This is a genomic window from Microbulbifer sp. MLAF003, from assembly GCF_030012965.1.
Lineage (GTDB): Bacteria > Pseudomonadota > Gammaproteobacteria > Pseudomonadales > Cellvibrionaceae > Microbulbifer > Microbulbifer variabilis.
Window position 1 is genome coordinate 2046025 of sequence record NZ_CP120232.1, and the last position, 17430, is coordinate 2063454.

Annotated in this window: 20 protein-coding genes; 15 read left to right on the plus strand and 5 right to left on the minus strand. The window is 44.9% G+C overall.

All coding sequences use genetic code 11. The features are described from left to right. Positions 1–5 precede the first annotated feature (5 nt). From P3339_RS09990 to P3339_RS23420, 3 genes are all read left to right on the plus strand, one after another. Positions 6–641 carry a LysE family translocator gene (locus tag P3339_RS09990; protein ID WP_282953265.1) on the plus strand — a complete coding sequence of 212 codons (636 nt, stop codon included), beginning with the start codon at positions 6–8 and terminating at the stop codon, positions 639–641. 46 nt (positions 642–687) lie between these two features. Next, positions 688–1134, plus strand: a complete 447-nt coding sequence (locus P3339_RS09995) for a GNAT family N-acetyltransferase (protein WP_282953266.1) — start codon at positions 688–690, stop codon at positions 1132–1134. 986 nt (positions 1135–2120) lie between these two features. After that, positions 2121–2513 (plus strand): VOC family protein, encoded by a 393-nt coding sequence (locus P3339_RS23420; RefSeq protein ID WP_353056924.1) that lies wholly within the window; start codon positions 2121–2123, stop codon positions 2511–2513. A gap of 437 nt (positions 2514–2950) precedes the next feature. Here P3339_RS23420 and P3339_RS10005 read toward each other — a convergent pair whose 3' ends face one another. Further along, the gene (locus P3339_RS10005; RefSeq protein ID WP_282953268.1) at positions 2951–3445 is read right to left on the minus strand and encodes a DoxX family protein; all 495 of its coding nucleotides are present in this window, start codon (positions 3443–3445) and stop codon (positions 2951–2953) included. Positions 3446–4129: 684 nt separating this feature from the next. Here P3339_RS10005 and P3339_RS10010 point away from each other — a divergent pair. The 4 genes from P3339_RS10010 to P3339_RS10025 all read left to right on the plus strand — a co-directional run bounded on the left by P3339_RS10010 (position 4130) and on the right by P3339_RS10025 (position 5864). Next, positions 4130–4414, plus strand: coding sequence for a hypothetical protein (locus P3339_RS10010; protein ID WP_282953269.1), 285 nt, complete (start codon positions 4130–4132; stop codon positions 4412–4414). Positions 4415–4503: 89 nt separating this feature from the next. After that, entirely contained in the window at positions 4504–4848 is a 345-nt protein-coding gene (locus P3339_RS23425; protein WP_353056900.1) for a GNAT family N-acetyltransferase, read from the plus strand. After that, complete coding sequence (locus tag P3339_RS10020; RefSeq protein ID WP_282953651.1) at positions 4797–5009, plus strand: GNAT family N-acetyltransferase; 213 nt, start codon at positions 4797–4799, stop codon at positions 5007–5009. Before P3339_RS23425 ends, P3339_RS10020 begins: the two co-directional genes overlap by 52 nt. A 90-nt stretch (positions 5010–5099) precedes the next feature. Further along, on the plus strand, positions 5100–5864 hold the full coding sequence (locus tag P3339_RS10025) for a hypothetical protein (protein ID WP_282953270.1): 765 nt from the start codon (positions 5100–5102) through the stop codon (positions 5862–5864). Positions 5865–6221: 357 nt separating this feature from the next. Here P3339_RS10025 and P3339_RS10030 read toward each other — a convergent pair whose 3' ends face one another. Beyond that, positions 6222–7049, minus strand: a complete 828-nt coding sequence (locus P3339_RS10030; protein WP_282953271.1) for a DUF2306 domain-containing protein — start codon at positions 7047–7049, stop codon at positions 6222–6224. Positions 7050–7238: 189 nt separating this feature from the next. Here P3339_RS10030 and P3339_RS10035 point away from each other — a divergent pair, with 189 nt between their 5' ends. From P3339_RS10035 to P3339_RS10055, 5 genes are all read left to right on the plus strand, one after another. Continuing rightward, on the plus strand, positions 7239–8507 hold the full coding sequence (locus P3339_RS10035) for a sensor histidine kinase (protein ID WP_502867322.1): 1269 nt from the start codon (positions 7239–7241) through the stop codon (positions 8505–8507). Beyond that, positions 8507–9181 (plus strand): response regulator, encoded by a 675-nt coding sequence (locus P3339_RS10040; RefSeq protein ID WP_282953273.1) that lies wholly within the window; start codon positions 8507–8509, stop codon positions 9179–9181. The genes P3339_RS10035 and P3339_RS10040 overlap by 1 nt, the downstream gene beginning before the upstream one ends. Then, positions 9168–9620 (plus strand): hypothetical protein, encoded by a 453-nt coding sequence (locus P3339_RS10045; protein WP_282953274.1) that lies wholly within the window; start codon positions 9168–9170, stop codon positions 9618–9620. Before P3339_RS10040 ends, P3339_RS10045 begins: the two co-directional genes overlap by 14 nt. A 590-nt stretch (positions 9621–10210) precedes the next feature. Next, positions 10211–10633: a hypothetical protein gene (locus P3339_RS10050; RefSeq protein ID WP_282953275.1), complete on the plus strand. Its 423-nt coding sequence runs from the start codon at positions 10211–10213 to the stop codon at positions 10631–10633. Between the two features lie 74 nt (positions 10634–10707). Continuing rightward, complete coding sequence (locus P3339_RS10055; protein WP_282953276.1) at positions 10708–11232, plus strand: hypothetical protein; 525 nt, start codon at positions 10708–10710, stop codon at positions 11230–11232. 311 nt (positions 11233–11543) lie between these two features. Here P3339_RS10055 and P3339_RS23800 read toward each other — a convergent pair whose 3' ends face one another. The 3 genes from P3339_RS23800 to P3339_RS10070 form a co-directional block, all read right to left on the minus strand. After that, positions 11544–11714 carry a carbon storage regulator gene (locus tag P3339_RS23800; protein ID WP_502867330.1) on the minus strand — a complete coding sequence of 57 codons (171 nt, stop codon included), beginning with the start codon at positions 11712–11714 and terminating at the stop codon, positions 11544–11546. Between the two features lie 204 nt (positions 11715–11918). Further along, positions 11919–12368 (minus strand): hypothetical protein, encoded by a 450-nt coding sequence (locus P3339_RS10065; RefSeq protein ID WP_282953278.1) that lies wholly within the window; start codon positions 12366–12368, stop codon positions 11919–11921. Continuing rightward, a complete protein-coding gene (locus P3339_RS10070) occupies positions 12368–13735 on the minus strand; it encodes a hypothetical protein (protein WP_282953279.1) in 1368 nt (455 codons plus the stop codon). The genes P3339_RS10065 and P3339_RS10070 overlap by 1 nt, the downstream gene beginning before the upstream one ends. 839 nt (positions 13736–14574) lie before the next feature. Between P3339_RS10070 and P3339_RS10075 the strand changes: the two genes are divergently transcribed. From P3339_RS10075 to P3339_RS10085, 3 genes are all read left to right on the plus strand, one after another. After that, on the plus strand, positions 14575–15258 hold the full coding sequence (locus tag P3339_RS10075) for a C1 family peptidase (protein WP_282953280.1): 684 nt from the start codon (positions 14575–14577) through the stop codon (positions 15256–15258). Positions 15259–15278: 20 nt separating this feature from the next. Then, complete coding sequence (locus P3339_RS10080; RefSeq protein WP_282953281.1) at positions 15279–16361, plus strand: alpha/beta hydrolase; 1083 nt, start codon at positions 15279–15281, stop codon at positions 16359–16361. Positions 16362–16621: 260 nt separating this feature from the next. After that, complete coding sequence (locus P3339_RS10085; RefSeq protein WP_282953282.1) at positions 16622–17296, plus strand: hypothetical protein; 675 nt, start codon at positions 16622–16624, stop codon at positions 17294–17296. Positions 17297–17430 lie beyond the last annotated feature (134 nt).

A 17430-nucleotide genomic window follows, 5' to 3' on the forward strand; every position in this document is an offset into this window, starting at 1 on the left:
GTACCATGAGTGAGATACTCGCTTTTGCCGTTATATCGCTTTTATTGGTTATATCTCCGGGGCCAAATAGCGTCCTCATACTCAAGACTGTAACAGGCCAGGGGTTAAGGCCGGGCCTGGATAATATTCTTGGACTGGTCTCAGCCACCTTCGCTCACGGAGCTATTTCCATTCTCGGCTTGTCGGCGATTATTGTGCAGTCAGCTGAGCTTTATACTGTAATAAAATACCTCGGTGCAGCATACCTAGTTTATTTGGGTGTAAAGACAATTGTCTCTACTTTCTCGAAGGAGGCGAAGCACAGTCTTACAAATAGACCAAAGCTAGGAGCAGCTCAACAAGCCTCCCATATAAATTTTGTTGAAGGCTTTTTAACCCAGATCCTCAATCCCAAAGTATCAATGTTTTATCTTGCAGCTTTCCCCCAGTTTATCCAGGTGGAAACAACAAGTTATTATCAGGCATTCCTGCTGGTTTCTGTTCATGCCTCTATTATATTTCTATGGTTTTTAGGAATGGCTTTGGTGCTGTCTAAATGGAAGCAGTCCTCAGTCAGAGGCAAGTTTCAACGCTGGATTTTACGCTTAAGTGGGAGTTTGCTCATAGGTTTTGGTGGCTTGGTTGTTCGTCAGGATGCTTGAGAAATACTTTACTTTGGGTATATGAGTTTCTAACAGGGAATAAGCTTTGAAAATTATTCAGTGCGATGAAAGCTACGTATCAGATTTGGCTTCCATTTTTGACGAATATAGAGTGTTTTGTGGCTACACATCGGATTTGGTGAGAACAGAGAAATTTCTAGGTAAATTGTTATCTAGCAAAGCCTCCGCTCTTTTTATCGCCGTAGATTTGAAGACTGCAGGGATAATGGGTTTTGTAAATCTCTATCCAAGCTATTCTTCCCTTGCACTCTCGCGCTTGTGGATTCTTAATGATTTAGGAGTATCAAGCCGCTTTAGAGGAAGAGGAGTGTCTAAGCAACTCATTCAGACTGCGATAAATTTTGCAAAGGAAACAAAAGCCATTCGTATTGAGCTTAAAACAGAGATAGGAAATAGCCGTGCGAGGCGGTTATATCACTCCTTAGGCTTCGAAATCGATCATGACAATGTGTACTACAGAGTACCTTGTTAAAGGTCTATTGCTTCTTTAATCACATATGTAATGTGCGCCAAAAATAATGAGTTCTTAATGGGTGTCCGATCCATTGTTTGGGCTGAATTTGTTTTTTAATATTAAGCTAGGGAAGAATGGCGAGATAAGTAAATGTAGCATTGCCCTTAGGTCTTTGTAGGGTTGATATATTTTTTCAGGTTTTACTTCATTTTAAGATTATGGGTTAATATCAATTGAAGATTCTGTTTTTGGGTTAATGGTAAAGCATATCTAGCTAAAAAATTGCTTTCAATATTTTTCACGATCCCACTGAGCAGCTAAAGTAGGGTTTGATTTAAGTGGCAAGCACAATAATTTTACTTGTTATTGATCTTGCGTGTGTTTCCGGAGTGTATTAATTTTTGGCTCCGCTCACTCATAGTCTACTTTCGCCACTTAAATGTATTCATGCCTGGCTATTAGTGACACAGTCCTTTAAGTTTCTCAAGGCTTGGCATTTCATGGCGCTATTCCTGCACTCTAATTACGAATCTTAACTACAATCTGGTAATATCGAACATATTCATCCGGCCCAATTTCAACACAATAGGAGCTAATTTTTAGTTTGGAGTGGGCGATGAAAAAATTCTATTATATATTTGGTTGCTACTTTCCTCAGGCAGCGTTTGTGCCGAAGTTTTCAATATTAAGGCTGAACCAGGCAGCGGAAGCCGTATTACGTAAGTGGGGATATCTTGGTAAGTGATGCTTGTAGTCGCAGTTTGGTCAGCGCAAGGGCAGTGGATTCAGAGTAGGGAAAGGTGGGAGCTAGGCTTCTGATGATTGAGGAGTTGTTCTGGGGTGTTGAATATACTTTACTCTTTTATGTCGTACCAATTTGGCTAGCTGGCTCTTGGTGTTTTGTTTAACTCTCCTCTTCAGCCAATAGTCTTGGTGGTTTATACTTTTACTAGTGGGTAGTCCATGGTTGCCGCGATTATACTTTTGAGGAAGGAGAGCTAGATATCAAGCCGTTTCATCTATCGTTCGTTGTTCCAAACCTAGAAAAGGCAAGGGAGTTCTACGTAAACCTACTTGGCTGTGCTGTAGGCCGAGATACAGGAGAATGGATTGATATAATATTCTATGGGCATCAAATTACTATACATCAAGAAAAGGATGGAATGGTAGCCAAGCCTATAGATCACTTTGGCCCATTACTAGAGAAAAAACAGTGGAGTGAAATATTAGCTTTACTCAAAGACAATTCGATCCCATTTGTACTGGAACCACTAGTGAGAGGTGAGGATTCTGAAAGTGAGGCTGGTAAATTTGTGGTTAAAGATCCGGCGGGCAATTTACTAGAGTTTAAATACTACAATAATTTTTCAGGCACTGCGGCTGGTAACAATAAATAAAAAAGACAGCTAATAGCTATAGCTGTGTATTACTTAGCAAGTTAGTTCGACAATCCAGACTTGATGCATCTTGCAGTCTAATCAAGTTCAACCTGTTTATCTTTATTGAAGATCAATTCGGGGTGTTTCCCGGTGGGGAAGCATTGTGAGCGATGCCTGGTGCCTGGCGGCAGAGTAAGTGATGGGCTTTAATGGGGAAGGCGGGCAATAGGCTCTTAAAGCTTGGGGGCTTTTCAATTTATTCAGGGTACTCGAATTTCATATTAAAGGATGTAGCTGATTCTCAATTTTTCTAAGTATTCTATTCGGCCATTAGACTAGACGATTTGTACTTCTGTTTTGTAGGTGTCCAGGGGTACATGTTTTCAATAGGGTTGCCAGATTCTGATTAAGATTGAATAAATAACTGTACTAACTATGACAGCAGCCCAATTTCCTTAATTGTGGTTATTAATGCCTAACTTATCAGCGATTAGATAATCTAAGCTAAATCGACCGGGACCTGTAGTTATTAACCATGCAAATAAAATAATATATAAAACTTGGGGTAAGTAAATAAACCAGCTCAGCCAATCCAATGGCCCTATGTCTTTGGGAATGACCTGCTCAATTTCAACGGTGGTGATAGCGACAATCATTACGATAATTAATACAACCGCAACAATTGTTGAAAAAAGCCCTACTATTAACAGTAATCCACCAAAAAATTCTACAGAAGCTAAAAATATAGCCATAAATTCATGAAAGGGCACTCCTATTTCTTTCATTAAATTTATTAGATCTGCATGCCTCTCGGGTACAAATAGCTTGTTATACCCAGATACTGAGAAGAATAATCCCAATGACACACGTGCCACCAAGATAGGTATCCATTCCCAGCTATGAGCACCAACAAGTATTTTCTTTGTCAGTGGAGAATCTTGTGTAAACATAAGCGCCCTCTTATATAGCTATATTCTAACTGTCAGTTTTAATTTTAAAGTCTTCCCTGCAGCCTGTACCAAATGTTGGAGTATTTTCATTCTCACCTTTTTCATTCTTATTCAGAGGTGCGTATGTTTTAACGTCTTTTTTATTGGGGCCGTTTGCTAACAGGTTATCATCTCAGTCATTAATATTGCGTCGTCAATAAATTATTTTTATTTAGGTATTAAGCGCAGCTAAATTAGCTGGCGCAGACGCAAATTGCCTTACTCGTTATACATCGAATCGGCATGATTGCGCATATCCTAAATGCAAGCGATTTATCTTGGCTGCGCACTTACCTTCGGATACGAAAGCTAGAGAGATATTAAAAAACACGACAAATGCAATACAATTCGCAATGCTTCCACCATCTTAGCCTATTTAAATGTCAGGGCAAATCAAATCGATGGTTGACCTTTTCCGCGCCATATGACGTGTTTGTGGTTAGGAAGCCCACAGACCTCCTTATCCAATGGAAGCTTTGGTGCTATTTCTAATTTTTGCCGGAACTCACTCATGGTCAAGCGTGGAGATGGATCAGAATATCCTGTAGTCCTTTTGCAATCGTGGTGAATAAAAAATTGGTAAGGAACAGGAAACAGTGAGTGGCTATATCAAGGAGAGAGGTTTTAACGGGGAGAAATGTACAAATGAAAAATGCCGCCTGGCTTAATTCAAGAATTTATAAGAAACTCGGACAAAAACAAGCGCAAAAAAGCATACTCTTTCTTCTTCAAAGGTTTGCCCCTTTTGCTTCCTCTTCTGTAACCGAAATATTATCCCCAACTGTTATTCTTTACCGTTTCGGTATTTTTGACCAGTCTCTTTTTTTCTACCGGTGCTCAAACTGCGGTGGGCATTCCTTGATGAGTTCGCTTGGAAAGTGGCTTAAAGCCGGAAGGTCAGGTAGGGACAGGGTTGTGTTCTTTTTATAGTAGGTATGATAAATTTTGTAAATATAAAGATACATAATATAGAACAGCTATTTTTGAATTAACTGTTAACCTCTTTAAGAGATCATAAATTGAATATTAAAATTCGTAATGAAAGTGGTGGAGATGCTGAGACAATCCACCGAGTTACAGCCCTAGCATTTCGGGATGCTCCACATAGTGATCACACTGAGCAGCTTATTGTGGAGGGTCTTCGCAAGGCAGGTGCATTATCTTTATCTCTGGTGGCTGAGTCAGGTGGAGAAATTGTAGGTCACGTTGCCATTTCACCAGTAAACATTTCTGATAACTCGACCAACTGGTTTGGACTTGGGCCGATCTCGGTATTGCCAGAGTATCAAGGAAGGGAGTTGGCTCGAAACTTATGGAGAAAGCTCTTGCAGACCTTAAAGAAAAGGGGGCAGAGGGTTGTGTAGTACTTGGGGATCCTAATTATTATGGGCGCTTTGGCTTCAAGGTGATCGATGGATTGGTTTTGCCAGGGGTTCCAGCAGAGTACTTCCAGGCATTGTCGTTTAGTGGCAATTTTCCGCAGGGAGAGGTTGCGTACCACGAGGCATTCTGGGTACAAGGTTAAGAATCGGCCACGTTGATTGGCTACTTAGCCTTGTTAAGCCTTGCCGTTTTTTTAAGTCTTTTTCTATCAGCTTGTCAAGGAGGCTTTAAATTGACAAATGTTATTACAAATCGGATACGTGTTTCCCCAAAAAACAATAAGATAAGCAAATCTTTAATTGAGATGCTTTTATTTGAAATTAACCATTTTAGCTACGGGAAAATTTTATACTCCGTTGGCACCGGCAGAAACTTTACTGATTTTGTATTTTGTTCACGGCGACCTTTTGACCCTCCTAATTTGGATAAGATACTCAGCCATAATGATGTTTGGCTATTGACGTCAGACGAAGGTGGTTTTCATGATTGCTTTGCTCACCTTAATGTCCAAGATAGCTACAGGCCTGCCGTATATTCTGCAAACCAAATATTAATTAACGGAAATATATACAAGTTACATAGTTTTATTAAGAAATTACTTGGTGAAAGGTGTAATGATAGTTTACTAACCTCTGAGAATACGTTGCTGTGTGATATCTCCTCCACTTTTAAAGCGAGTAACTATATAAGGTTGTGGGATGAGAATGGTGTTGTGGAGGTTGATCAAACCTCAATCATTGGTGAGTCAGATAGCTCCGAAATTAAAATTATTGATGGAGACTTAGAAGTATTTGAGTCAATATTTTATAACAAATTATGCTCAGGTCCAGATTCGGCTGATTATAGGATTCATAATGAATTAAAGTCAGTAAAACTCTTATTTAATAAAAGAGTGGTTAAAAATTATACATATGCGCGAAGTCAATCGAATCCAGATCGCTTCTTTTGGACAGATAACAGCGCAGATTATTGGGATAATTTGAAAGCTGCTAGTTAACTATGTCTCATAGCACAGTCTGATTAATATTCATCATAAAGCTTTATCTGAATTAGTATAAAAATTGACGTTGCTACTTTTTCAAGCTTTTAAGCTACCAATCCTTACAGTTTTTTTTGCTGTCGTACAAGGTGGTTGAAGCTGCTTTCTTATACTGTGGATGATAAGGAGATCCCCGCGAGTTTTTAGTAGTAAGTCTCTACTTCCATTTAGTTAGCTGGCTCATAGTGTTTTGTTTAGCTCTCGCAGTGCAGTCAGTAATTTGAGTATCTCTGCAACAGCTAGATTCACAAACCCTGGACTTCTACAGCCAAACTAACGGAAGAGCTTCATTCACGATAATTTGGCTATGTAAGCTTAGATCCGTGGCAACCACATTCCCATCGTAGCGGCAAAAATACCAATGGCCATAAACACAGTCAGAGGTATCAGGGTACTGACAAAAGCAATCTGGGTTCCCTGTGCGGTTCCACGCTTTTGACAGTGAAAATACCATTCCAGCATGACCAGCGGGAGCAGGTATTGGCCGAAGCCCAGTGCATACAGGAATGGCCCGGTAAAAGATTCCCAGTCGACCCCCCAGCCGCCGGTGAGCATTGCCCAGCCCATCAAGGCTACACGAAAGAACCACACCGCACTGGCAGCCATAAATAGGCGTAAGGCCCAGCGACGGTGCTCAGCAAAGCGCCTGGCTATCGCGGTACGCACCGCCAGAAAGGCAAACGCCAAAATTAGTATGCCGTCCATGGTGATGCTGATCTGTGATACCAGATTACCAATGGTGTGCCGCGTCCAGGTCATGTAGAGCCCCGCAATACTGGCGATGACGGCTGTCAGCAGATAGCTGCGTCCCAACCAGCGATGGAAGTTGGGGGCATGCCGTCGCACCGAAGGGATCAGCTGCAGGGGCCCACCGCCGATTACAATTGCGGCCAATAGCACGTGACTCACCGAAGCGAGATTACCCAGTGTATCTCCCTCGCGGAAGCCTGCCGGAAGGTGCAGTCCTTTCAAGCCGTGCACCCCCGATTCGGCAATGGGTGGGTAGAAGACGGCCAGGATATAGGCAAAGAAGATCGCATGGCCGATGGCCGCGATGCAGAACCAGGTTTTTACCGACAGGTAAACGGCCCGCCGGGTGTCGAATGATCGCGGCAGTGTTTGGCTGAGTACAGCGTCGTTCATGGGGTTTCTCCAGGCGTTTATGGTGCGTGCTTGGGCTGAATGTGCCTGCCGAGCATGTTCGGTTTTTTCAGGCACACGCACATCGGCCACAGGCAGGAATCTGACCTCCCCAAAAGGTGGAGATGCGACTGCTCCCGCCTCCCTCGAAAGCCCCATGACAGCTGGTTGCGCCTGGTTTAGCATGCGGAAATGAAATCGTCGTCCCTAAATACACCTGCGTCGAATCCGCTCAACACCAGCTCGGAACTACCCAAGCTTCCGGTGTGGCAGCCCTTCCGCGGGCCATTCGAACGCTGGCCGCACCTGACTGATCTGCTCATCGCCTTGCTCATGTTTTTGCTGACGCTACTGATGTGGTCGCGCGACGAGGCGCGGGAAGTGCTGGCCATGCAAAATCTGGGGGATGTTATTGCTTTCCAGTGTGCGTTCATTGGCTCCTTCGCTCTGTTGTGGCGTCGCACACACCCCTGGCAGGTACAGGCCGTTATTCTCGGCGCAACAATATTGCTGGAACTGGGTTTACCGGCGGATGGCATTGTCGCCATGGCGGTTTCGCTGTATAGCCTTGGCCGCTACGAGGCCAACACCCGGGCCAGTTTTATCGGAGTCATCGCAACGCTGGTTTTTGTGGCGATTGATCAGGGTATTCCGGTTCAACCAACCGCGGCAGGCACAGTAACGGTGATGCTGGTATGGGCGTTGTGGTATATCGGTCGCCGGCTGCGTTTTCGCGGCGAATATCTCCGCTTACTGGAAGAGAGAGCTGAGTATTTGGAGCGCGAACGCAATGCCGAATCCGAGCGCGCGGTAGCGGCCGAGCGCACCCGAATCGCCCGCGAGATGCATGATGTGGTGGCGCACCAGGTGAGCCTTATGACTGTGCAGGCCGGTGCCGCCAGGGCCATCAGCCGCAATAACCCGCAAGCCGCCAGTGAAGCCATGGCTTCTGTGGAGGCTGCTGGCCGTCAGGCCATGACAGAAATGCGCCATTTACTGGGCGTACTGCGCCCGACCAGCGGCGACACTGCCCTCACGCCGCAACCGGGTCTCAATGATTTACCAGTTCTGATTGAAAAGGTCCGGCAGGTGTTAACCGAGGTCGACTACGAAACCCACGGCACGCTGGAGAATGTACCGACAAGCGTCGCGCTCACCGCTTATCGTATCGTTCAGGAATCCCTCACTAATGTCATCAAGCACGTTGGAGCTGCAGCGCGGGTTCAAGTGAGCCTGCGCTTAGACCATGACACTCTAGTGATTCATGTAGGCGATGATGGCAACACCACTGGCGACAGGCCCATGGTGGAAACAACTATTGACGGGCAACCCGGCGGTGGGCACGGCATTGCAGGCATGCGCGAGCGCGCGGAACTGCTCGGTGGCCATCTGCATGCAGGCGTGGTCGATGGTGGTTTTGAGGTATATGCACAACTACCGACAGGAATGGTGAAAACATAATGTTGCGAGTGATGGTGGTGGATGACCAGGCTTTGGTGCGGCGTGGTTTTGCCCTGATCCTGGACAACGAGCCCGACATTGAGGTGGTCGCCGAGGCCGGTACCGGCATTGAGGCAGTTGAAGCTGCACGAGCGCATCAGCCGGATATTATCCTGATGGATATCCGCATGCCGGAGATGGACGGGCTGGAAGCCACGGCACGCATCCTGGAAGCTAGTGATGCAACTTGCCGTGTCATTATTTTGACCACGTTCGATCCCGATGAATACGTGTTTCGTGCGCTGAGGGCAGGGGCCAGTGGCTTTGTGCTCAAGGATATTCCCCCAGAGGCGCTGGTGCAGGCAGTACGCACCGTAGCAGAGGGCGGTGCCATGCTTGCACCCGGCATCACTCAACGCCTGATCAGCCAGTTCGCACAGAAATTGGGGGCAGGGCGCAATCTGGCAGAACGCCTGGAGCGCCTCACTACTCGGGAGCGCGAAGTACTTGAGGCTATCGCCGCCGGCAAGAGCAATGCCGAGATTGCGGAGGCCCTGTTTATTGGGCCCGCCACCGTGAAAACCCACGTTTCAAGCCTGCTCTCCAAACTGGGGTTGCGCGATCGTGCACAGGCGGTAGTGTTCGCTTACGAATGTGGCCTGGCCACAGTAGGGGAGCGCAATGTCGGCTTCTAGATCAACACGTGTTTTGCAGTGGAATGCACTGTATCGGCTCGCTGCCATCGGCGCAGTAATTTTGGGGCTGTTCCTCACCCTCGGAGCTCAAGGTCACTTTACTGCCGTTTGGCCACTGGTAACCAGCGACGGAATGGGTTTATCCCGTCGCTTGCTGTTGATGTTGCCCGGCGTGATGCTCGCCGGCACCGCGGTGTTGAACTTCCTGCTCTGCAAACCACTCTGGCAAGTACGTGGCTACGCCCTCAACGTTACGCTCGCGGGTAATCTGCTTGCTATGTGCTACTTGTTCTACCTGATGATACGCGGCGTGCCCAATCACCCTATAGGCGTTTTTCTCGCATTGGAGATGTCTTTTGTATTACTGCTCGTAGCAACAAGGGCGGGACTGGTCTGGCCTGCGGTAACAGAAGCATCGGTTGAGAAGGGCATGCAGTAATGTATACGCTCGGGGATTGCACTAGCTACCCGATATCTTAAACCTCAAGGTTGTTTTTTTACTTGCTAGTTTCTTTCTGAAGTCAGATAAATAGATTTCTCTGTGTAACTTTGAGGCACTGACTAAGTCATTTTCTTCGCAAAATAATTCCACCCGTCTAAATCATTTTTCTTACCATCAAAACTTCCAATATGAAGCAACTGTACGTTAGGGCTATCACAAAATGACTCGAACCGAATTTCCCCGGTAAGCTTGTTATTTTTTCGTCTCGACTCGTTCGAGAGCTTCCCACACAAACTTTTCAGAAACAAAATCTGGATGTCTGATTCTTAACGTTAAGACCAGCGTATCCTCGTTCAGGGTGCTATCGAAAACTTTCTTTGGATATGTATATCAATTAAAGGTAAACTCTTGATCCTCTACATCTTTTAGTATCGCCGGGCTGACACGCTTTGGAGTTACAGAGAAGCGTGATATATAGATGCTGCTTTTGAATTAACTATTAGCTCTCTATGAATATTCGAGTATTTACATTACTGCTGATAACGTTCCTGTCTTCTTGCGCGTCACAAGAGAAGAAAGAGGATATATTGCAGTCTGCATACGGGGATAACCTCGATTACTTCGGTGGCATCACTTTTTTAACAGGCCCTTGGTATGCGCCGGGCTCTGAGTACGGTTACCATATTAATGATGGTACGGTCTATATAGCTCATGTCCCTGAAGATGGTCACGATAAGCACATTGTCAAAATTTCAGATTGCCCTCAAATAGAAACCGGCATCAGAGATCTACAACGTGCAATATTTAAAACATCAGAGATTCTTGCTGGTATTAAACAGGCTGCTGAGTTAGAGATCATCGTGATGGATGGCCCCAGCTACCGATTGGAGTATTACTCCGATAGAATAAGTGGCTCAATCACCCTTGAGGGTGGAGCAAATAGTAGTTACGCCACCCCTTGGATTAATGCGGCACTAAAAATCGGAGATATAGCCGGTGCCTGCGAATGAGCTAACAAAGCGCGCATGTGGGACAAAGTGCTGCGTACTTCACTTTTTTACTTAGCATTATAAGTAATCCAGCTATGAACAGAGAACTAGGAGAGCAAATAAAGAATGTTAGTCCAGATGAATCATTAAGCTTAGTTCGATCCATAATAGAAGGGGTTTGCGCTCACAATATGAGCACCAATGAATGGCTCTATCTATATGAAATGCTTTATGCGCGAATAGGGGACTCAGAAACGACAGACCTTAGTTATGCTGAAGCTGCCGTCGAAATACTTTCTCACTTACAAGGTGAGAATTCCTCAGATATGAATTCATTTTTAGTGCAGGAGTTAAATCTAAGAGTGCGTCTTATAAAAATTTATGGCGTAGGAGGCGGACTACTAGACCCTAACTATATATTTTTAGCTGTTAAGTCAAAACTTTGTAGCACTGACCCAGCAGATATATCCGAGAATTGGCGAGAGTTGCAATCATGCGAAGATATCGCGAGATTAAGGAGTTTTAAAAACCTACTAGGCCTCATCTCCCTGCTTAAAGATATAGATATGGAAAACGAATTTTTTACAGATTGGTTGGCGCTTAGGGGAGCTTTGCCATGAATACATATTACAAGGTACATAAACAGCGTTCCTAGGGATTGGATAGCCAAATCACCCTATTGAAGCACTGAGTAATTGTATAGAAGGATGGATAGAGTTCAAGGTAACCGTTATGTCAAGGTAGTTATAGCCTCCCTTGTTTAGGGAAACCAATTGACCTAACTATCTAGAAGAAATATAGCTATAGGCACAATTACACCTGTCCTGAGCATATTTTTCTCCTTGGAAGCTGTTATCGTCATTGATTAATGGAGGCTGATGCTTGCTGTACCCCTTTCCTTGAAGAATCTGTCCTCACCATCTTCCATTGCCTACTTGTCTTTCATTCCAATACGCTCATAAACCTCTTTACGAGAGGCGGGAAGGGATTTGAGGGCGTGGATGCCTATCTTTACTTGATTGCTTTTTACTTCTAGCATTGTGATTGAGAGATTTGTTCCGATTCTAAGGTTCTCGTTAAGGTAACCTGTTTGTTTCCTAATGAAACTCAATCTATGAGTGGGTAGTTTGGCGGTTATGCCTTGTACTATATATCATAATTCAAGAACAGCTTCTTTTACTACATCTTCCATGGGCAGATATTGTTTTGATTTGAGAACCTAATTTTCTTAGTATCTGTCCGTGGTTCCTACCTGTTTTCCACTTAAAACTGTCCGAAGTATTGATAGATGGTCAACAAAAGCATTTTACTGGACGTCTACACAAGGAAGATCTTGGGTCAAGTCCTGCAGGCGCCCCCAAAAATACTGCGTTGGCTTGGCATTTATACCTTCTTGCTGAAATATTTCTTTCGCTTCTGTGGCTGCCGTTATACCGGCTAGGGCATGAGCGCGGTCACAATCACAGATGGCTAAATTTTCAGCTGCCCGGTAATGTTCTATAGCGCTATCAAAGTTGCCAGCAGATTCGTAATAGAAAGCGAGGCGGAAATGCTTGTCCAGTTCCTTTTCCCCACGGGATGGTTTTTCCGATGGATTAAGAGGCCTCTTTATTTGGTCGCAATTAACTAAGGATTCAGCTGAAACAGTATTTTTCGAAGAGTTCGTGAATTGTGTCGGTGCTTCTCGATGATTATCTAGTGATTGGCCGCAGCCAATAAGAGCCGATACAATGAGCGCACATGCCGCTTTTTGCATTAGGCTGTAGCTCCGGCATTGACCAGTGCCTGCTCAAACTCCTCAGCGTAGCGCGCTATATTGTCCGCTTTATCCATAGCGTTGATAATTTGCCGCGCATAGCGGTAATCGACCATCTGTCCCTTCTCTGGATCGCCGATGGAATGCCTTAGTGCTTTCCCGGTGAAGATTCCTAGGAACATGCCGTAAAAAAGGATGATCGTTGCATATTTTGGAACTTTCACAGCATCGGGGTCTTGGGTAAAGTCTGGGCACTGAGGGTAATGTTCACGTACTACCGGTGTCAGCTTCTCGTAGTTGCGACGCCCGGTTAGCTGCACAAAGCCGCGACCCCGGAATTTATATCCATCGCCTGGCTCAGTATTCCCCAGGTCTTTTCGGAAGTCGTACCTGGTAAAATAAGATTTAGAGCCATATTCCGTAATTGGTTGCATAGTGTATGCCGTTTCGTGAAAAGTCGTTGCGAGCATATAAGCCAGCCAACCAATGCTACGAATTTCCCACTGAATTTTGAAATTTCCGCTCGGCTGAGTCGGCGGCTTTTCCCAGAAATTCAGAATAACCTCCATTCCATTAACCTGTTCCTGGGTCAAGCTGCCTTTGAAGATGCCTTTGCGTATATCTTCGTAGAAAGTTGACCTTTCCATTTGAAGAGCAGTTCCTGGGGGCTTTTCGGGTACCGATGGAGCCGGTTGTGGTTCTATAGGCAGTGGCGACGCCTGACTGGTCTCGGCTTGTAGTAACGCTTGTTCGAACTCCTTAGCATAGATTTCAATACTACGTGCCTTATGCATGCTGCCAGTGACTTTACGTGCATGGAAGTAATCGACTATCTGTCCCTTATCTGGGTTGCCAATATATTGTTTCAGTGTCTTATCATTAAAGAACCCCAAAATCATACTGTAAAACAGTATTACCGTCGCATACCGTACATCTCTTACCGCTTCGGGGTCCGTGGTAAAATCAGGACAATTCGGATAAAATTCACGAACGACTAAGGTCATTTGCTCGTAATTACGGCGCCCGGTTAACGGTAGATAGCCGCGCCCTTTAAACTTTACACCATCACCTTCCTTGGTATTGCCCAGATCTTTGCGGCCTTCATATAACTGAGTAAAGCGTTCATTACTGCCAAACTCTGTGCCCGGTTGCATAGTGAATGCCGTTTCATGAAAAACCGTTGCAAGCATATAAGCTAGCCAACCGATATGGCGAACCTCCCAATGAGACTTCAAATCCCCAGTCGGCTGAACGGGCGGGGTTTCCCAGAGATTAAGGATCGCCTCCATTCCTTCAACCTGTTCAAGATTCAGGCGTCCCTCGAATAGATCTTCACGAATACCGTCGTAGAATATTGCACGATCCATAAAAAGCCTCCCTAAAAAGTTTTTGTAAGTAATAAAAAGGGGAAGGAAAGAATACACTGCGCTCGGACCGTATGAAGCATGGATGCCGATTACGAGCATACAGGGATGTACTCGCAGCGCGCCTCGAGCGCTGTGTATTCTTTCCTTCTGACCCAGTAGTAACTTTACCTTTCCTCAAAGCAACTGTGGTCTATGGATTGCTTTGCTTACAGTGGCTGGCAGCTAATCAGGCATCTATTTCCACACCCATGGCTCCGATAAATTAACCGTGTCGCCAATAGTATTATCGCGATTTTTAAGCCGAAAATTGACGACAGAATACCCCATTACTTAGACAGAAACTTATTGGAGCGGTTTAAAAACCCTTTTAAGGAGAAACTTTTAAGAATCACCTGCGCAAATGTTCCAAGCTCACTTGTCGTAGTTGAGAATCAACTTCGTAGTGTTTTCCGCACCACAATTGTCTATTGATGGCCCAATCTCGATATTCTACCAAAACTTATGGTAAAGCTTCTCAAAAAGGAACTATTTCATAAATTCAGTTAAAAACACACTGCCGCAAGCTTGATAATTTTTGGTGTCAGTTCGGCATTGGCAACCTCACAAAAGCGTTCTTTGAATAGCGCTAGCCAGCCTTTAATCTCCTATTCTCATCTTATGCGTCGGAATAGTAGAGATCAGTAAAATATCAGTATCCAAGTCGGTAGTTTATCCTGTATTAATCATGATAATAAAGTAGATATAGAATCTAACTACTATTCTTACCAATAGCTGGAATCGTGCTACTCCCGAATTATCCTCAGTGAAGGAATGTCCGCTTAATAGACCGAGAAATTGCCATGAAGAAGCTGAGCGAGCAATTTAATGTCATTAGTGACGCCCTGGATCTACGGGATCGCTATTATGAGCCCCGCCTGTCTCCCATACCCTGCCAGATGCCCCCTCCCCAAGACCTCACTATTCTCAATCAGGGGCAGGATGGAGCCTGTACCGGATTTGGTTTGGCTGCTGTAATTAATCGTTTGTATCAACAACAGAATCAAAATGTCTTAGTCAGCCCCTGGATGATTTACAACATGGCGCGCAGATACGACGAGTGGCCTGGGGAAACCTATGAGGGGTCAAGTTGTCGGGGAGCGATTAAGGGGTGGTTGAATACCGGTGTTTGTCTCGATTCCCTTTACAAGAAAGAAGATGGCGACACCCCAAATTTTGAACAACTGGAAGATGCTAAGTCTCGAACTATCGGCGCCTACTATCGAATACGCCCGGATATTACTGAGATGCACTATGCACTTCAGGAGACCTACATCATATACGTATCAGCAATGATCCATGATGGTTGGTTTAAACTTCGCAGAAACCCTAACGGCGAATACGTTATACCAGCCAATAAACAACAGATAGGCGGGCATGCTTTCGCCATAGTTGGATATAACACCGAGGGATTTTGGGTTCAGAATTCCTGGGGCAGGGATTGGGGGGCAATGGGAAAGCCCTCTGGCCTTACGAAGACTGGTTAAACTCAGTACTGGATGCCTGGGTGGTACAAATTGCCCTGCCCACGCCGCAGATATTTGACCAATTACGCCGAGCCGGTACCCGGTCCACTGCCAATCTCGCAGCATCCGCTACACCAAGCCGCAATGAGATATGGAGACACTTTGTACATCTTAATGATGGTAATTTCCGTGACGGCGGTAAATACTGGAGCAATGAATCTCATATCGCGGCTATAGCAGATAACCTACACCGAGAGAAAACAAATTTCGATCATTTACTTTTTTATGCACATGGTGGCTTAAATACTGCGAAGGACTCGGCGCGTCGTATCGCAGCGATGAAAAATGTTTTTATTGAGAACCGCATCTACCCCTTTCATTTTATGTGGGACACTGGCCTTCTTGAGATTATGAAGAGTATTCTGACTGATAAATCTGCCCGTGCCGAGCGCATTGCAGGAGGCATACGAGACTGGTTCGATCGTCGAATTGAAAATATGACTCGTTTTCCGGGTCGAGCTATATGGGATGAAATGAAACAAAATGCGGCGAAACCTTTTGAAAGTCAAGATAGCCATGGCTCACGCACACTAAAACACATATTGAACACGCTGAATGAAATAGGCAATAAGCAGGTACATGTGGCTGGTCACAGTGCCGGAGCAATACTTCAAGCACACCTGTTAAAACGTTTATTTAGAGGTAATATGTTCAACAAAGTATCCAGCTGCTCCCTGCTGGCACCGGCCGCCAATTATGACCTCTACCAGCATATTTACAAACCACTGATTAAGAATCAAAAATTAGAATCAACCACCATTTACAATCTGTCCGCAGAAGAGGAAGAAGATGACAATGTCGCTCGAGTCTATGGTAAATCTCTCTTATATCTGGTCTCCAATGCTTTTGAGGAAAAGCGTGGAGAAGCACTCATGGGCATGCAGATCTACAACGATCAGATTCCAATGAACGAGGTAAAAATTCATTACAGTCCTTCCAATGCCACCAAGAGTAAAACACATGGTGGGTTCGATGAAGATCCGGCGACGATGAATAGTCTGCTACGCAAAGTTTTAGGTAAAAAACCGCCACGACCATTCACTGCTGGAGATTTGGAATATTGACTGGAAAGGTACTCTAGTAGCTTGAAGACATTTATAGAAATCACTTTATGTCAGCCATGCACAGCAGGATGATGAGACATTCGATGAATTCAACCTGAATAAATTACATTTGTTGGAGCAACCATATCTACCGCATACTATTTTCTGACTATACGACCCACTTCACCGATTAAGATTCCATTAAGTGACTCCTGGAACACCTTCAGCTGTACTTAGTCGACCCTAGCATTAATATTAAATGAGAAAGCGAGGTGACATACATGATCATTGAAAATGCCACAATGATAGTGGGGATCCTCTTGGGAGGAATCTGCCTCCTCGCTGCGGTATACAACCACATTAAGCATCAAAATTTCGGGTTGGGAGGTGTCGTACTTGTAATGTTTGGCTCGATGCTACTTGCTTTATCCATCTGGGGGTCCGTGGAAATATGGGTAGGAGGTTCTGGAGCAAAATTTCAACTTAAGGAGGATTTTGGTGCAGAGAAAGCGGAACTCAATAACCAGCTGGAAGAGCTGCGTTTGAGATTGACCACCAATAGAAATGATATTGAAAGAATGGCCGAACATCTTCCACGTGCAACTATTAGCCCAGCGCAAGAAAAAGAAAGAAGGGCAACTCGGGAAAAATTTGAAAGAAATTCGCATTACTCTATCCTCATATTCAACAAGGCCGCACAGCAGGAAAATGCAAAGACTATTACTAAAGATTTACTTGAAGCCGGATTTAAAACTTCTGCAACTGAGGCTGATCTAGAGGAGGTAAAACAACAATTTCCAAACAATGTAGCATGGGTGGTTTACACAGAACGAGGGGAAAGGATACTTCCTGAAGTTAGAAGAATTTTATCCCAATCAACAACAGATATCCGCTTCGAGATTGACTCGAATCCAGTGTCTTTACGCCGGGGGGACATCCAGGTTCTATTGTTCTAACCCGCTCGGGTTGTTGCAGATGATTTTATCATCAACTCCACCGCCTTTATTACCACCGGGTCAGAAGTAAAGAATACACTGCACTCGAGACACGCTGTGAATACACCCCTGTTAGCTCGTAATCGGCAACCATG

Excerpts from the sequence above, each read along its gene's own strand:
- P3339_RS09990 (WP_282953265.1), top strand. The coding sequence starts at position 6 with ATGAGTGAGATACTCGCTTTTGCCGTTATATCGCTTTTATTGGTTATA.
- P3339_RS10040 (WP_282953273.1), top strand. The coding sequence starts at position 8,507 with ATGTTGCGAGTGATGGTGGTGGATGACCAGGCTTTGGTGCGGCGTGGT.
- P3339_RS10075 (WP_282953280.1), top strand. The coding sequence starts at position 14,575 with ATGAAGAAGCTGAGCGAGCAATTTAATGTCATTAGTGACGCCCTGGAT.
- P3339_RS10070 (WP_282953279.1), bottom strand. The coding sequence starts at position 13,735 with ATGGATCGTGCAATATTCTACGACGGTATTCGTGAAGATCTATTCGAG.
- P3339_RS10005 (WP_282953268.1), bottom strand. The coding sequence starts at position 3,445 with ATGTTTACACAAGATTCTCCACTGACAAAGAAAATACTTGTTGGTGCT.
- P3339_RS10085 (WP_282953282.1), top strand. The coding sequence starts at position 16,622 with ATGATCATTGAAAATGCCACAATGATAGTGGGGATCCTCTTGGGAGGA.
- P3339_RS10020 (WP_282953651.1), top strand. The coding sequence starts at position 4,797 with ATGGAGAAAGCTCTTGCAGACCTTAAAGAAAAGGGGGCAGAGGGTTGT.
- P3339_RS10055 (WP_282953276.1), top strand. The coding sequence starts at position 10,708 with ATGAACAGAGAACTAGGAGAGCAAATAAAGAATGTTAGTCCAGATGAA.
- P3339_RS10030 (WP_282953271.1), bottom strand. The coding sequence starts at position 7,049 with ATGAACGACGCTGTACTCAGCCAAACACTGCCGCGATCATTCGACACC.
- P3339_RS10065 (WP_282953278.1), bottom strand. The coding sequence starts at position 12,368 with ATGCAAAAAGCGGCATGTGCGCTCATTGTATCGGCTCTTATTGGCTGC.
- P3339_RS10010 (WP_282953269.1), top strand. The coding sequence starts at position 4,130 with ATGAAAAATGCCGCCTGGCTTAATTCAAGAATTTATAAGAAACTCGGA.
- P3339_RS10035 (WP_502867322.1), top strand. The coding sequence starts at position 7,239 with ATGAAATCGTCGTCCCTAAATACACCTGCGTCGAATCCGCTCAACACC.
- P3339_RS10045 (WP_282953274.1), top strand. The coding sequence starts at position 9,168 with ATGTCGGCTTCTAGATCAACACGTGTTTTGCAGTGGAATGCACTGTAT.